This window comes from Streptomyces sp. NBC_00691 (assembly GCF_036226665.1).
Taxonomy (GTDB): domain Bacteria; phylum Actinomycetota; class Actinomycetes; order Streptomycetales; family Streptomycetaceae; genus Streptomyces.
The window spans coordinates 2,531,405-2,545,977 of record NZ_CP109007.1; the positions used below are offsets into that span (position 1 = coordinate 2,531,405).

At 72.6% G+C, this 14,573-nt stretch carries 13 protein-coding genes; 6 read left to right on the forward strand and 7 right to left on the reverse strand.

What is annotated here, in order from left to right:
* Positions 1 to 11: 11 nt before the first annotated feature.
* Both OG392_RS11400 and OG392_RS11405 read right to left on the reverse strand, forming a co-directional pair.
* Positions 12 to 1,088 carry a Zn-dependent alcohol dehydrogenase gene (locus OG392_RS11400; RefSeq protein ID WP_329278211.1) on the reverse strand — a complete coding sequence of 359 codons (1,077 nt, stop codon included), beginning with the start codon at positions 1,086 to 1,088 and terminating at the stop codon, positions 12 to 14.
* A gap of 21 nt (positions 1,089 to 1,109) precedes the next feature.
* Complete coding sequence (locus OG392_RS11405; protein WP_329278213.1) at positions 1,110 to 1,964, reverse strand: MaoC/PaaZ C-terminal domain-containing protein; 855 nt, start codon at positions 1,962 to 1,964, stop codon at positions 1,110 to 1,112.
* 275 nt (positions 1,965 to 2,239) lie between these two features.
* Here OG392_RS11405 and OG392_RS11410 point away from each other — a divergent pair, with 275 nt between their 5' ends.
* The 4 genes from OG392_RS11410 to OG392_RS11425 are packed head-to-tail and all read left to right on the forward strand — an operon-like array spanning position 2,240 to position 5,677.
* Positions 2,240 to 3,163: an ABC transporter ATP-binding protein gene (locus OG392_RS11410; protein ID WP_329278215.1), complete on the forward strand. Its 924-nt coding sequence runs from the start codon at positions 2,240 to 2,242 to the stop codon at positions 3,161 to 3,163.
* Positions 3,160 to 3,882 carry an ABC transporter permease gene (locus OG392_RS11415; RefSeq protein ID WP_329278217.1) on the forward strand — a complete coding sequence of 241 codons (723 nt, stop codon included), beginning with the start codon at positions 3,160 to 3,162 and terminating at the stop codon, positions 3,880 to 3,882. The genes OG392_RS11410 and OG392_RS11415 overlap by 4 nt, the downstream gene beginning before the upstream one ends.
* Before the next feature lie 11 nt (positions 3,883 to 3,893).
* Positions 3,894 to 5,075 (forward strand): sensor histidine kinase, encoded by a 1,182-nt coding sequence (locus tag OG392_RS11420; RefSeq protein WP_329278218.1) that lies wholly within the window; start codon positions 3,894 to 3,896, stop codon positions 5,073 to 5,075.
* Positions 5,072 to 5,677, forward strand: coding sequence for a response regulator transcription factor (locus OG392_RS11425; RefSeq protein ID WP_329278219.1), 606 nt, complete (start codon positions 5,072 to 5,074; stop codon positions 5,675 to 5,677). The genes OG392_RS11420 and OG392_RS11425 overlap by 4 nt, the downstream gene beginning before the upstream one ends.
* A gap of 37 nt (positions 5,678 to 5,714) precedes the next feature.
* On the opposite strand, the gene OG392_RS11430 is transcribed toward OG392_RS11425, so the two are convergent.
* From OG392_RS11430 to OG392_RS11450, 5 genes are all read right to left on the reverse strand, one after another.
* On the reverse strand, positions 5,715 to 7,001 hold the full coding sequence (locus tag OG392_RS11430; RefSeq protein ID WP_329278221.1) for a phospholipase D-like domain-containing protein: 1,287 nt from the start codon (positions 6,999 to 7,001) through the stop codon (positions 5,715 to 5,717).
* 10 nt (positions 7,002 to 7,011) lie between these two features.
* On the reverse strand, positions 7,012 to 8,496 hold the full coding sequence (locus OG392_RS11435) for an MFS transporter (protein WP_329278223.1): 1,485 nt from the start codon (positions 8,494 to 8,496) through the stop codon (positions 7,012 to 7,014).
* A 49-nt stretch (positions 8,497 to 8,545) separates the two neighbouring features.
* Positions 8,546 to 9,742 carry a lipid-transfer protein gene (locus OG392_RS11440; protein WP_329278225.1) on the reverse strand — a complete coding sequence of 399 codons (1,197 nt, stop codon included), beginning with the start codon at positions 9,740 to 9,742 and terminating at the stop codon, positions 8,546 to 8,548.
* Positions 9,743 to 9,754: 12 nt separating this feature from the next.
* Positions 9,755 to 11,980: an acyl-CoA dehydrogenase gene (locus tag OG392_RS11445; protein ID WP_329278227.1), complete on the reverse strand. Its 2,226-nt coding sequence runs from the start codon at positions 11,978 to 11,980 to the stop codon at positions 9,755 to 9,757.
* 238 nt (positions 11,981 to 12,218) lie between these two features.
* On the reverse strand, positions 12,219 to 13,172 hold the full coding sequence (locus tag OG392_RS11450; protein ID WP_329278229.1) for a MerR family transcriptional regulator: 954 nt from the start codon (positions 13,170 to 13,172) through the stop codon (positions 12,219 to 12,221).
* A 278-nt stretch (positions 13,173 to 13,450) separates the two neighbouring features.
* On the opposite strand from OG392_RS11450, the gene OG392_RS11455 reads away from it, so the two are divergent.
* Both OG392_RS11455 and OG392_RS11460 read left to right on the forward strand, forming a co-directional pair.
* Positions 13,451 to 14,032 carry a hypothetical protein gene (locus tag OG392_RS11455; RefSeq protein ID WP_329278231.1) on the forward strand — a complete coding sequence of 194 codons (582 nt, stop codon included), beginning with the start codon at positions 13,451 to 13,453 and terminating at the stop codon, positions 14,030 to 14,032.
* Between the two features lie 118 nt (positions 14,033 to 14,150).
* Positions 14,151 to 14,573 carry a DUF4259 domain-containing protein gene (locus tag OG392_RS11460; protein WP_329278233.1) on the forward strand — a complete coding sequence of 141 codons (423 nt, stop codon included), beginning with the start codon at positions 14,151 to 14,153 and terminating at the stop codon, positions 14,571 to 14,573.

Genomic DNA, 14,573 nt, shown 5'->3' on the forward strand with positions numbered 1-14,573 from the left:
GCGGGTACGGATCAGATCTCGATGCAGGTGCGGAGCGCGGCACCGGTCCGCATCTGCTCCAGGGCCTCGTTGATGCCCGCGAGCGGTACGCGGTGGGTGATGAGCGACTCCAGGTCGATGCGGCCGGCCCGCCAGAGCGCGATGGCCCGCTCGTAGGAGCGGAGGACGTCGCCGCCGCCGTACATGGAGGGCAGGATCCGCTTCTCGTCGAAGAACAGCTCGAACATGTTGAGCTGGAGGTTGTCGTCCATGGCACCCGCGCCGACGACGCAGAGGGTGCCGCCCCGCCGGGTGTTCTCGTACGCGGTGCGGGCGGTGGCGGACTTGCCGACGACCTCGAAGACGTAGTCGAAGCCCTCGCCCGCGGTGATCCGCTGCTTGGCGTCGGCGAGCGCGTCCGGGGCGACGGCCTCGGTGGCGCCGAAGCGCAGCGCGGCCTCGCGGCGTGACGCGACGGGGTCGACGGCGATGATCTGGGCGGCGCCCTGGAGCTTGGCGCCCTGGATCGCGGAGATGCCGACGCCTCCACAGCCGATGACGGCGACCGACGAACCGGCTTCCACCTTGGCGGTGTTGATGGCGGCGCCGAGTCCGGTGGTGACGCCGCAGCCGATGAGGGCGGCGATGTCGAAGGGCACGTCGTCGGGGATCGGGACGGCGCAGCCCGCGTCGACGACGACCTCCTCGGTGAAGGTGCCGGTGCCGGCGAAGCCGAAGACGTCCCCACCGGGGCGCTTGAAGTTGGGCGTGCCGGCGTTCATGAACCCGGCGAGGCAGAGCTGGGTCTGGCCGCGCTTGCAGGCGGGACAGCTGCCGCAGGCGGGCAGCCAGCAGAGCAGCACCCGCTGGCCCGGGGTGAGTCCGGTGACGCCGTCGCCGACGTCGAGGATCTCGCCCGCGCCCTCGTGGCCGGGGATGAAGGGGGCGGGCTGCGGGAGGACGCCGCTCATCGCGGAGACGTCGGAGTGGCAGAGGCCGGTGGCCCGGACGCGGATCCTGACCTTGCCGGGGCCGAAGCCCACGGCCTCGACGTCGTCGACGACTTCGAGCTTGTCCTGGCCGATCTCGTGCAGTACGGCTGCGCGCATGGTGCGGCTCCAATCAGGCGGTCAGGAGTGTTCGACGAGGGTGTCGGCCAGGACCGGGGCGTCGTCGCGCTCCACGGCCGTCACCGCCACCTGGACGCGGCCGTCCCCGGCCCACATCCGGATGCGCAGGGTCTCGCCCGGGAAGACGATCCCGGCGAAGCGCGTGCGGTACGAGCGGACCCGGGCGACGTCCCCGCCGAGCACCGTGTCCACCACCGCCTTGAGGGTCATGCCGTACGAGCAGAGCCCGTGCAGGATCGGCCGGTCGAAGCCGGCGAGCTTGGCGAACTCGGGGTCGGCGTGGAGCGGGTTCCAGTCTCCGGAGAGCCGGTAGAGCAGGGCCTGTTCCTCGCGGATCGGCCGTTCGACGGTGGCGTCGGGCGCGCGCTCGGGGAGCGCGAGGCGCTCGGAGGGGCCGCGGTCGCCGCCCCAGCCGCCTTCTCCGCGGACGAAGATCTGGGCGTCGCTGGTCCAGAGCGGGCCGTCGGCGTCGGAGGCCTCGGAGCGCAGGACGAGGACGGCGGCCTTGCCCTTGTCGTGGACGGCGGCGACGCGGGAGGTGGAGACGGCGCGGCCGGAGACGGGGACGGGGCGGTGCAGGGTGACCGTCTGGCCGCCGTGCAGGACGGCGGCGAGGTCGATGTCGATGCCGGGGGCGGAGAGCCCGCCGACGACGCCCATGCCGGCGCCCGCGACGGTCGCGAAGCTGGGCAGGACGTGGAGCCTTGATTCGAGGGTGTAGCGGAGCTCGTCGGGGTCGGTGGCCGGGGTTCCGGCGCCGAGTCCCAGGTGGTAGAGCTGGACGTCCTTGTGGTCCCAGGAGATCTCGGCGCTGCGGGGTTCGGCGGCGACGGCCTTGGCGGGGTCGATGGGCATCGGGCTGCTGCTCCTCGTGGCGGTGAAGACCTCGGTGCGGCCGTCCGCACCGTCGGCCGCACCGAGGCCGTGCGGGGACCGTCCCGTACGCGGCCGTTCTAGAACGCGTTCTAGGTCGGTGGTCCCCATGTATAGCCCAGGCGGAAGGAGTTGGGAACCCTCCCGACAGACGCCACCTGACGGTACGTCAGGAGTGCTCGCCGGTACATTTGTCACCGCCAGGTCCGTACAGGTACGCCTGCCGGGCGACCGCCCCGGATTCGTACCGTCGGGACATGACGAAGGACCTGACGAACGAACCGGCGGTCGCCTTCCGGGCCGCGACGAAGACGTACGGCGCCGTCCGCGCCGTCGACGGGCTCGACCTCACCGTCCGGCGCGGCGAGACGGTGGCCCTGCTCGGCCGCAACGGCGCCGGGAAGTCGAGCACCGTGAGCCTGCTCCTCGGCCTCGACGAGCCCGACAGCGGCCACGTCGAACTCTTCGGCGGGGCCCCGGCCCTCGCCGTCGGGGCCGGCCGGGTCGGCGCGATGCTCCAGGAGGGCCAGGCCACTCCCCGGGTGACCGTCCGCGAGGTCGTGTCCTTCGTCGCCCGGACCTACCCGGCGCCGATGCCGGTCGCCGAGGCCCTCGCCCTCGCCGGACTCTCCGACCTCGCCGAGCGCCGGGTGGCCCGGCTCTCCGGGGGCCAGGCGCAGCGGGTCCGCTTCGCGATCGCGCTCGTCGGCAACCCCGAGCTGGTCGTCCTGGACGAGCCGACCGCGGCCCTCGACGTCGAGGCCCGCCAGGAGTTCTGGGAGGCCATGCACGGCTACGCACGGCGGGGGAACACCGTCCTGTTCTCCACCCACTACCTGGAGGAGGCCGACGCGTACGCCGACCGGATCGTCGTCCTCGACTCCGGCCGGATCGTCGCCGACGGAACCGGCGAGGAGCTCAAGCGGGCCGCCGGCGGCAGCCTCGTCTCCTTCGATCTGGCGGGGAGCCCGACGGAGTGGCTCATGACGCTGCCCGGGGTCACCTCCGTCGAAGTCCGGAAGGACCGCGCCCGGCTGCGTACCGAGGACTCCGACGCCACGGTCCGCGCCCTCGCCGCGCGGGACGCGATCCGCTCCCTGGAGGTCACCCAGGCCTCCCTGAACGACGCCTTCCTCACCCTGTCCCACCGGACCGGCGAACGACTGGAGCTCACACGATGATCACCGCCTACGTACGTCTCGAAGTCCGCCGCGCCCTGCGCGAGACCGGATTCGTCATCTCCACCGTCGGCGTGCCCGTGATGATGTACCTCCTCTTCACCAACCTCGGCGACGGGGACGACGGCGCGTACAAGAAGGCCGCGATGGTCGGGATGGCGGCCTACGGAGCCCTCGGTGCCGCGCTGTCCGTCGGCAACGGGGTCGCCGAGGACAAGACCACGGGCTGGTTGCGCCAGCTGCGCATCACCCCCATGACGTCCCTCCAGGTGGTGACCGGCCGTGCCCTGACCGGAGCGGTGGTCGTCCTCCCCGCCATCGCCGCGGTCCTCCTGGCGGGCGCGCTCGCCAACGGCGTGCGCATGGCGGCCTGGCAGTGGGGCGCCGTCGCCGTCACGCTCTGGCTGGGCTCGCTCCCCTTCACCCTGCTCGGCCTCGGCAACGGCTACCGGCTCACCGCGCAGACGACCGGGGTCGTGAACGTCGCCTGCAATCTGGGGCTCGCGGTGGTGGGCGGGCTGTGGTTCCCCGTCGTGCTCTTCCCCGACTGGCTCCGCACCGTCTCGGAGTTCACGCCGACGAACCGATTCGCCGAGCTGGGCGTGGCGGTGACGGAGGGCACGGCGCCGGCGGCGGCGACCCTGGCCGTACTGCTCGGGTGGGCGGCGCTCTTCGGCACGTACGCGGCGGTCTCGTACCGTCGTTCGGCGAGGACGGTATGAGGGGGACGGCGATGCGGAACATCCGGCGCGGCATCAGGGCACTGCGCGACCAGCAGCAGTGGGAGCGGGGCCCGAACGGGCTCAGCCTCCTCCCCTGGCTGCTGATGGGCCTGGGCGCGCTGTCCCATCTGCTCGGCGGCCAGGCCCCCAACCCGTGGATCGGCGGCCTCGGGCTGCTCACCTTCAACACCCTCTACATCGCGATCGTCTTCCGCGCCTGTCACCCGCCCAGCCGGGAGACGCCGCTGACCTGGGGACTCCTCGCCGCGCTCGGGGTGCTGACCTTCGCGCTCGCCATCGGTTACGGGAGGGAGTGGCTGCTCCTCTTCCCGCTCCTTGGCCTCGCGGTCGGGGCGGTGGTGCGGCACGGGCCGCTGCTGCGCTGGGTCAGCCCCCCGCTGGTGGTGGCGGTGGGGGTGGTGACGTTCTGGCGGGACGGCTGGGACTCCATCGGCGTCGTGTACGGCACGTTCATGTCCGTGATGGTGACGGCGGCGATCCTCGCGCTCGACGAGTCGGTGCGGCAGCTCCGGGCGACCCGGGAGGAACTGGCCACGGCCGCCGTCGAGAAGGAACGGCTGCGGTTCTCCCGCGACCTGCACGACCTGCTCGGACACACGCTCTCCGTGATCGTGGTGAAGTCGGAGGTCGTACGCCGGCTCGCGCCGCGCGACCTCGACGCGGCCCTCGCCCAGGTGGCGGACATCGAGGCGGTGGGCCGGCAGGCGCTCACCGAGATCCGGGAGGCCGTCACCGGCTACCGCGAGGGCAGCCTCGCCACCGAGCTGGACCGGGCGCGCGACGCGCTGTCCTCGGCCGGCATCGAGCCGGAGGTGCGCCGCTCGGGCCCGCTCCTGGAACCGCAGACGGAGGCCCTGCTCAGCTGGGTGGTGCGGGAGTCCACGACGAACGCGGTACGGCACAGCGGCGCGTCCCGCTGCGTGTTCGCCCTGGACGGCACCGCCGACCGCGTCCGCCTCACCGTCACCGACGACGGCCGGGGCCCGGCCGCCCGCGCACCGGGCGCCGACGGCACCCCGGGCAGCGGTCTGCGGGGCCTGCGCGAGCGGGTCGCGGCGGCAGGCGGCACTCTGGAGTCGGGACCGGCTCCGCGGGGCGGGTTCCGGGTCACCGCGGAGCTCCCCGCGGAGACCCCCGGCCCGCACGACTGCGAGGGGGAGCCGACGACATGATCCGTCTGCTGCTGGCGGAGGACCAGGGGATGATGCGCGGGGCGCTGGCCCTGCTGCTCGGGATGGAGCACGACATGGAGGTCGTCGCGCAGGTCGGGCGGGGTGACGAGATCGTGGACGCGGCCCTGCTCGCGCGGCCCGACGTGGCCCTGCTCGACATCGAACTGCCGGGCCGTTCGGGTCTGGACGCGGCGGCGGACCTGCGCACGGAGGCCCCGGACTGCCGGGTCCTGATCCTCACGACCTTCGGCCGCCCGGGGTATCTGCGCCGTGCGATGGAGGCGGGCGCGGCGGGCTTCCTGGTGAAGGACGGCCCGGTGGAGGAGCTGGCCGAGTCGATCCGTCAGGCCCTGCGGGGCGAGACGGTGATCGACCCGGCCCTCGCGGCGGCGGCGCTCGGCGCGGGGCCCAACCCGCTGACGGGCCGCGAACGGGAAGCCCTGGCGGCCGCGGTGGACGGTGCGACGATCGCGGACATCGCGGCGACCCTCCACCTGTCGGAGTCGACGGTCCGCAACTACCTGTCGTCGGCGATCGGCAAGACGGGCACGCGCAACCGCATGGAGGCGGTACGGGCCGCGCGGCAGCAGGGGTGGCTGTAGGGCGCCACGGCCCGGGGGCCGCCTCTCGGCCCGGCGTCTACAGGCCCGCGAGCGCCGCCGCCCGCTGGTCCTCGAAGTTCTTCACGTACGCGTCGAAGACCGCGGCGTCCTCGTACTTGAGCAGCGTCTCGTCGTTGTACCTGAGCGCCGTCGTCGTGTAGGTGTGGCTGCCGGTGAAGACGATCTTCTTGTTCACGCCGCCGTAGTACGTGCCCTCGACCAGCAGGTACTTGGTGTGGGAGTCGGAGCCGCCGCGCTTGTCGTTGTCGAGCTGGTGCAGGGTGATGCGGCCCGTGCCCGTCACGGGCCTGGTCAGCCAGTTGGCCACCTGTCCCATGGGCTTGTCGTCGGCCGTCCAGTTGTCGAGCGACCGGTAGACGATCTCGATGTCGCAGCCTGCGTTCGCGAGTTCCCACAGCTTCCTGGCCACCTCGGTGCGGGTGATGTGGCCCTGGGCGATGCGGATCTTCGTACGGCCGTCCGCGGTGCCGACGCCCGGGGAGTTCCCCGTGCAGGAGTCCGGGGTGGCGACCGGCGCCACCGTCGCGAGGATGTTGACGACCGTGTCGGTGGTGGACCGCGGGAAGAAGTAGACCTTCGCCTTGCCCGCCTGGGTGTCGTGCGCGTACTCCGCGACCTGCGGCGTCTGCCCGGCGGCGGCCGCCGCCAGGTCGTCGAAGTACCCCTGGTACGCGGCGGACAGTTCCGTGTTGCCGACGACGGTCAGCGCGTCGTTCCACCAGTCGTCGGTGTCGTTGCTCGTGAGGTTGCCGGAGCCCTGCACCACGACGTCGTCGACGAACACGTCGCCCTTGCCCCTGGTGCGGGAGAACAGGAAGAACTTGTTGTGGTTGACGTTGTCGTAGGTGCCGTCCGGGTCCGCCTCCGTGGTGCCCGGGTCCAGCGCCAGGCAGGCCTCCTCCGGCTTGCAGGTCCGCACCCAGGAGCCGGGGCTGCCCGCCGGGTCCGCCAGCCGGGTCTTCAGGGTCTCCAGCCCGGTGGACCTGCTGTCGGCGTCGACGACGACCTGGACGGTGACGCCCCTCTTGTGGGCGTCGCCCAGCTTGTTCGCCAGGTACACGGAGTGGAACAGGTACAGGGAGATCCGGATGGACGACCCGGCCTCCGCGCCGTCGACGAGGCCCGCCAGATGGGAGAGGATCCGCCCCCTGGCGGCGGCGTCGGTGCTGTTGGGGTCGTTGAACACGGCGCCGGTGGTCACGGCCAGGACCGGTTCCGCCGAGGCCGACGGCGCGACGAGCAGGGACGCGCCGACGGCCAGCACCGTCACGGCGGTTCTGAGCTTGTTCTTGATCGATATCACCGGGGCATTGTCACCCGCGGCCGACCACCGTCCTGGCCGGCTTCGGGAGCCACAGGAGCATCAGCACCGCCGCCCCGACGAGGACGCCCGTCGCGACGCGGAAGGCCATCGCGTATCCCGGGACCAGCGACGACGGGTCCGCCGCCGCCGAGGTGACGGCGGGGGCGGCCGCCGCGGCGATCGTCGAGAGGACCGCGAGGCCCAGCGCGCCGCCCATCGTGCGGGAGGTGTTGACCAGCCCCGAGACGAGGCCCGCGTCGGACGGGGCGGCGCTGGAGGTGGCGAGGGCCGCCAGCGGGGTGGTCGCCAGACCGAGGCCGGCCATCATCAGGATGCCGGGACCCAGGATCGTCCCGAGGAAGGTGCCGTCGGCCGTGAGTGTCGACTGCCAGGCGAAGCCCGCCGCCCCGACGAGGGCGCCGATGACGGCGAGGTTCCGGGCGCCGACGGCCGGCATCAGGTGCGGGGCGGCCTTGGAGCCCAGGACCACGGCGAGGGAGCTGGGGACCAGGGCGAGACCGGCCTGGAGCGGGGTGTACGCGAGGACGCTCTGCGCGTAGGTGGTCATGAAGAACCACATGCTGAAGGAGCTCGAACCGCACAGCAGGATCGCGACGTTGGCCGCCGACACCGCGCGCGTACGGAAGATGTCCAGCCGCATCAGCGGCTCCGCCGTACGGGCCTCCACCACCACGAAGACGCCGAGGAGCGCCAGACCGCCGAGGAGGGTGACCAGGGTCGCCGGGGCTGTCCAGCCCGCCTCCTCGGTCTGGACGATGCCGTACGCGAGGGTGGCGAGCCCCGCGGTGACGAGGACCGCGCCGGGCAGATCGAGGCGGCGCCGGACCCCGCGGGTGCGTGACTCGCGGAGCCAGACCAGGGCGCCCGCGAGGACGAGAACCCCGACGGGGACGTTGATGAGCAGGACCCAGCGCCAGGACAGCAGGTCGACGAGGACGCCGCCGACGAAGCCGCCCGCCGCGCCGCCGGCCGCGCCGACCGCCGTCCAGGTGCCGATGGCCCTGGTGCGGGCGGCTCCGGCGGGCACGGCCGCGGTGATCAGGGTCAGGGTGGCGGGCGAGAGGACGGCCGCGCCGAGGCCCTGCGCGGCGCGGGCGGCGACGAGTTGCCAGCCCTCCTGGGCGAGCCCGCCCGCGACCGAGGCGGCGGTGAAGAGCCCGAGCCCGAGCAGGAACATCGCCTTCCGTCCGTAGAGGTCGGAGGCGCGTCCGCCGAGCAGCATGAAGCCGGCGAAGGCGATGGCGTAGGCGTTGAGGACCCATTGCAGACCGAGCGCCGAGAGTCCGAGGTCGGTCCGCATCGACGGCAGCGCCACGTTCACGACGGAGACGTCGAGGACGACGAGGAACTGGCCCGCGCAGGCGGTCAGGACGACCGCCCAGGCGCGGGGGGTGGGTATGGAGCCGGTGGGGGACGTCGCGGGGGTGGCGGGGGTCGTCCGTACGGAGTCGGAGGCGGAGTCGGTCTGCGGCATGAGTGTGATGGTCGCAGACCGCATCCGCCCCGTACATGGGGAGAAGGTCCTACGCCTTCCGCAGGAGGGTGACCACCGCCGCCCCGCCGAGGCCGATGTTGTGCGCGAGCCCGATCCGCGCCCCCGCCACCTGCCGGGCTCCCGCCTCGCCCCGGAGCTGCCAGACGAGTTCGGCCGCCTGTGCCAGTCCCGTCGCGCCGAGCGGATGGCCCTTGGAGATGAGGCCGCCCGAGGGGTTCACGACCCAGCGGCCGCCGTACGTCGTGGCGCCGGACTCGACGAGTTTGCCGGAGGCGCCCTCCTCGCACATGCCGAGCGCCTCGTAGGTGAGGAGTTCGTTGATGGAGAAGCAGTCGTGCAGCTCGATCACGTCGACGTCCTCGATGCCGAGCCCGGAGCGCTCGAACGCCTGCCGGGCGGCGGCCCGGGACATCGGACGGCCGACGGCGTCGATGCAGGAGCCCGAGGCGAAGGACTCCTCGGTGTCGGTGGTCATCGCCTGCCCGGCGATCTCCACCGCCCGGTCCCGCAGCCCGTGCTCGTCGACGAAGCGCTCGGAGACGACGAGGGCGGCCGCCGCGCCGTCCGAGGTGGGCGAGCACTGGAGCTTGGTGAGCGGCCGGTGGACCGTCTTCGCGGCGAGGATCTCGTCGACCGTGTAGACGTCCTGGAACTGGGCTTTGGGGTTGTTCACCGAGTGCTGGTGGTTCTTGGCGCCGACGGCCGCGAGCTGCACCTCGGTCGTCCCGTACCGCTCCATGTGCTCGCGGGCGGCGTTGCCGAAGATCTGCGCGGTGGGCGGGCTCGCCTCGAAGCCGTGGCCGGCGGCCATGATCCCGTAGTGCCGGGCGACGGGCGACGTCTTGAAGTCCCCGGCACCGGACCCGCCGCCGAGCGCGCCGCGGCTCATCTTCTCGAAGCCGAGCGCGAGGACGCAGTCGGCGATGCCGCCCTCGACGAACTGGCGGGCCACCATGAGGGCGGTGGAGCCGGTGGCGCAGTTGTTGTTGAGGTTGTGGACGGGGATGCCGGAGAGGCCGAGTTCGTAGACGGCGCGCTGTCCGGCGGTGGAGGCCTGGAAGCAGTAGCCGACGGCGGCCTGCTCCACGCGCGCGTAGGGGACGCCCGCGTCGGCGAGGGCGGCGGTTCCGGCCTCCTTGGCCATGTCCCAGTACTGCCAGTCCCGGGTCTCGGGCTTCTCGAACCTGGTCGTCCCGACTCCGACGACGTACGCCTTGGTGGTCATCTCGGTTCCCCCTCAGTCTCGCGGCAGGCCGAGCAGCCGCTCGGCGACGACATTGAGCTGTACCTGGGTGGTGCCGCCCGCGATGGTGAGACAGCGGGACATGAGCAGTCCGTGGACGGCCCGTTCGCCGGGGCCCTCGCGCACGGCGCCTTCGGGGCCGAGGAGTTCGAGGGTGAGTTCGGCGAGTCTCTGCTGGTGGAGGGTCTGGACGAGCTTGCGGACGCTGGCGCCCGCGCCCGGTTCGAGCCCCGACACCTGGAGCAGGGTGGTGCGCAGGCCGATGCACGCGAGCGCGTGGGCCTCGGCGAGCAGGGCGCCGATCCGTACCCGTACGGAGCTGTCGACCCGATCCGCCTGCGCGATGACGGCTTCGAGGCCGGTGTCGAAGGCGACCTGGTCGGCCATGTGGACGCGTTCGTTGCCGAGGGTGTTGCGGGCGACCCGCCAGCCGTCGTCGACCTCGCCGACGACGGCGTCGGCGGGCAGGATCGCGTCGTCGAACCAGACCTCGTTGAAGAGGGACTCCCCGGTGATCTCCTTGAGCGGCCGGATGTCGATCCCGGGGGTGTTCCGCATGTCGACGAGGAAGTAGGTGAGGCCCTTGTGCTTGGGGGCGGCCGGGTCGGTGCGGGCGAGCAGGATGCCGTGGTGGGCCCACTGGGCGGCGCTCGTCCACACCTTCTGGCCGTTGATCCGCCAGCGGCCGTCCTCGGTGCGCTCCGCCCGGGTGCGGAGGGACGCGAGGTCGGAGCCGGCGCCGGGCTCGGAGAAGAGCTGGCACCAGAGGCGTTCGCCGCGCAGGGTCGGGCCGAGGTGCTCGTCCTGCTGAGCGGGGGTGCCGTGGGCGAGGAGGGACGGCACGACCCAGGTGGCGATGCCGAGCCCGGCGACGGTGATCCCGGCCTCGTCCAGTTCCCGCTGGACGGCGAGCTGCTGGAGGGGGCCGGCGCCGAGTCCGTACGGCTCCGGGAGGTGCGGGGCGGCGTAGCCGGTGGGGGCGAGGGCGCGGCGTGCCGCGGCGGGGTCGAGTCCGGCGGCGGGGGCGACGGCCGCGCGGGCCGCCGCGCGGTAGGGGTCGGCCTCGGGCGGCAGGTCGAGCCGGAGGCCTCGCCGGACGCCGGCGGCGGCGTGCCGGAGGGCGGCGAGCCGGTGCCGGTCGCCGGTGCCGAGGAGCTGGCGGGCGACGAGGGCTCGGCGGAGCAGCAGATGGGCGTCGTGCTCCCAGGTGAAGCCGGTGCCGCCGAGGATCTGGATGCAGTCCTTGGCGCAGGTGAAGGCGGTGTCGAGGGCGGTGGCGGCGGCGAGCGCGGCGGTGAGGGGGCGGGCGTCGTCGTCCCCGGCGCGGGCGGCGTCCCAGGTGAGGGCGCGGGCCTGTTCGAGGCGGACGAGCATGTCGGCGCAGAGGTGTTTGACGCCCTGGAACTGTCCGATGGGGCGGCCGAACTGTTCGCGGGTACGGGCGTGTTCGGCGGCGGTGTCGACGGCTCGGGCGGCGGTGCCGCAGGCGTCGGCGGCGAGGAGGACGGCGGCGAGGTCGTGGACGAGGGCGGTGTCGAGGGCGAGTTCGCGGGCGGCGGGGACGTGGAGGTCGCGGGCGGTGAGCTCGGCGGTCGGGCGGGTGGGGTCGGCGCTCTCGTGGGGCCGGACGGCGAGGCCGTCGGTGTCGACGGCGAGCCAGACGGAGCCGTCGGCGGTGGCGGCGCGCAGGATGACGAGATCGGCCTGGGCGCCGCCGAGGACGGGGGGTGCGGTGCCGTCGAGGAGGTGGCCGTCGGTGGTGCGGACGGCGGTGAGGGTGCCGGGACGACCGCGGTCGTCGCCGCCGGGGCCGCCGCTGTCGGGACCGGTGTCGGCGGTGGCCCCGGTCCCGCCGAAGGCCACGGCCCCGATCCGCTCCCCCCGCGCGAGGGCGGCGGCGAGTTCCCCGTTCCCGGCGCGGCGGAGCAGCTCGGCGGCGAGGACGGAGGGCAGATAGGGCCCTGGCAGGAGGGCCCGGGCGGCCTCCTCCACGACCACGACGAGGTCCCCGAGGTCGCCGCCGCCTCCCCCGTACTCCTCGGGAAGGTGCGGCCCGAGGAGTCCCTGTCCGGCGGCGGCGTCCCAGTAGGCGGGCCGTCCGGTGGCGGTGCCGGGGACGTCCAGGTGCTTGCGGACCTCCTCGGGCGGTACGGCGCGGTGGAGCCAGCCCCGGACGGATCGGGCGAGCTCCCGCTGTTCGTGCGTGATGGCGATGCCCATGCGCGGAAGACTAGAACACGTTCCATTCTGACGGAAGGTCAGATACGGAGCGGAATCCCGCCCCCCGCATGACGACACCCCGTGTCCAGTACGGCTTGACCTTGCAGATGTCAGCTCAAAGCTGCATCTGATCTTGCAGTGGTCCAAGTGACCTTGTGTCAAGGGGTCTTGTCGATCGCTCCGAGCCCTCGCGGCGTGATCGAAGCCGCGAGGATCGGAGCGACCGTCAGGCGTGGGACTACTGCACGCGGGACTGCTGCGGGGTGTGAGAGCGCAGGGCTTCTGTGAACCACGTGAACACCGGTGCCAGGCTGGGCGGGGCAGGCCATCCGTTGATGACGGCCAGCAGGTGCCAGTAGCGTTCCGCGCGGGGGTCGCCGGCGATCTCCAGGCGTGTCAGCAGCCAGTGGCGCAAGTCGGCGTCGTCGGCGCGGCTGAAGGTCTGCGCGTAACGGGCGGTGAGGGCGTCGATGATGGGTGCTGCCTCGGCCGAGGCCGGATCGATGCCGTCATCGAGCGCGCGGCCGACGCTGTCGCGGACGGTCTCGGTGAGGTCGTGGTGCAAGCCGGTGACATCGCCTTGGGCGCGCTCGGCTGCCTGGTACTCCGCCATGCGGCGGACGGCGGCGCGGAAGTCGGGGTCCTGGGTGAGTTCGGCGAGTTCCACCCAGGCCTCGACCTGGTGGGGTTCGGGGTCGTCCGGCAGTTCGGGCATGGCCGAGCGCATCATGTCGACGAAGTCGGCGTTGGCGTCGAACCCGCCGAAGGTGTCGTCGATGAAGTCGGTGATGAGGCGCCGGCGTTCGTCATCGGAGAGCTTGGCAAGCTTGTGCATGAGGTCCATTTCCTCGGGGGTGGAGTCCCGTTTGGCCACCGCTCGCAGCACCGCGCGCCGCAGTCGGAGCGTGCGGATCTGCACCTCCAGGGCGTCGGCGTGTGCAGCCGCGACCTCGGGCACCGAAATCTCGCGGTCCAGCACCTGCCGGATTACAGCAAGGTCGAGCCCCAGGTCACGCAGGGTGCGCACCAGATCCAGGCGCGCCAGTGCGCCGATGTCATAGAGACGGTAGCCAGCCGGGCTGCGGTCCGTCGGCGGCACGATTCCGGTGTCGGAGTAGAACCGAATGGTCTTGACCGTCAGCCCGGTCCGCCGGGCCAGGGCCCCGATCGTGAAGAGCGTGTCGCCGTCCATGCCTGCACCTTCATGCCTCCCCCTACGGGAGACTCAAGCCCAGTCTCCCCGCTGGTGATTCCACCCCACTGGGTCGCCAATCCACAGGTCTTGACAAGCACTCGCCGACGAGAACGACTCCGGCCTGCCGCACCGACGCCCGGAAAGTGCAAGACCGACTGACACACTTCGGGGCCGCCGGACGTCACTGCAACGTCGAGTGGGAAGGGACAGCCCGGCCCGCGGGTCGCCCCCTGTGGCAGCATCGACACGGGGAAGGACCGTACGCAGGGGGGAACATGGGCGCGAGCTGGACAGCACTGCTGATCGCGATGGTCGGCGTGGCGGGGACACTGGGAGCCGCTCTTCTGACGCAGAGCCGCGCGGACCGCACCAAGCGCATGGAGCTGCAGGCCGCCGCCGAGCAGCGGCGCGAGGAGCGCGGTCACGCCGAGGAACTGCTCCGGGCGGAGCAGGCCCGGCAGGGGCAGCGCGAGAGCCTGGAGCGCCGGCGCACCTGCTACATCAGGCTGAACACCGCCGCGCGCCAGTACCTGACGGAGATGACCAACCACCTTCACGCGCTGGGGCGCGGCGAGGACGACGCCGCGTCCCTGGAGAACCTGGAGGCGGCCAGGCTGGCCTACCGGGACAGCTACGCCGAGTCCCAGATGATCGTCCCGGACGTGGTGTCGCGCTCCACCAGCGCGGCCAAGCAGCGCTTGAACGAGGCCTACGGGAAGCTCCGGAAGTACGCGGAGGACCCTGCGGCGTACGCGGAGGAACTGACGACGATGAAAGCGGACCTCCACAAGGACGTCTGGCCCTACGTGGGGGCGATGAAGAAGGCCATGCGCGCGGACCTGGGCGTCGAGGACTGAGCGGGCCGTCGCCCGGGACCCGCGGCGCAGGAGCCGGACGCCGGAACGGCGTTGTCAGTGGCGCCTGCCACTCTGTCGGTACAGCGGAACGACCGAGCACGGAGAGAGCGAGCACGCCATGGGCACCTGGGACATCGGCCCCTTCGACAACGACACCGCCGCCGACTTCTCGTACCGGGTGGACGAGGCCCCTGCGGAGAAGAAGGCGGAGGTGCTGCGCACGGCGTTCCGCGACGTGATCGAGACCGGCGACGACTACCTGGACGCGGACCTGGCGGACGAGGCCATCGCGTCGGCGGCCCTGCTCGCGGCCCAGTGCCCCGGCGGGGACCCCGTCACCACCTCGTACGCCCCGAAGGACCCCCTGCCGCCCCTCCCGGCCGACCTGCGCCCGCAGGCCGTCACGGCCCTGGACAGGATCCTCACCGAGCCCTCCGAACTCCTTGAACTCTGGGAGGAGTCGGACGGCGAGGAGTGGAAGGCGGTCGTACGGAAGCTGCGGGCCGTCCTGGACGGCGCGGACACGGGGGCGGGCTCCTGA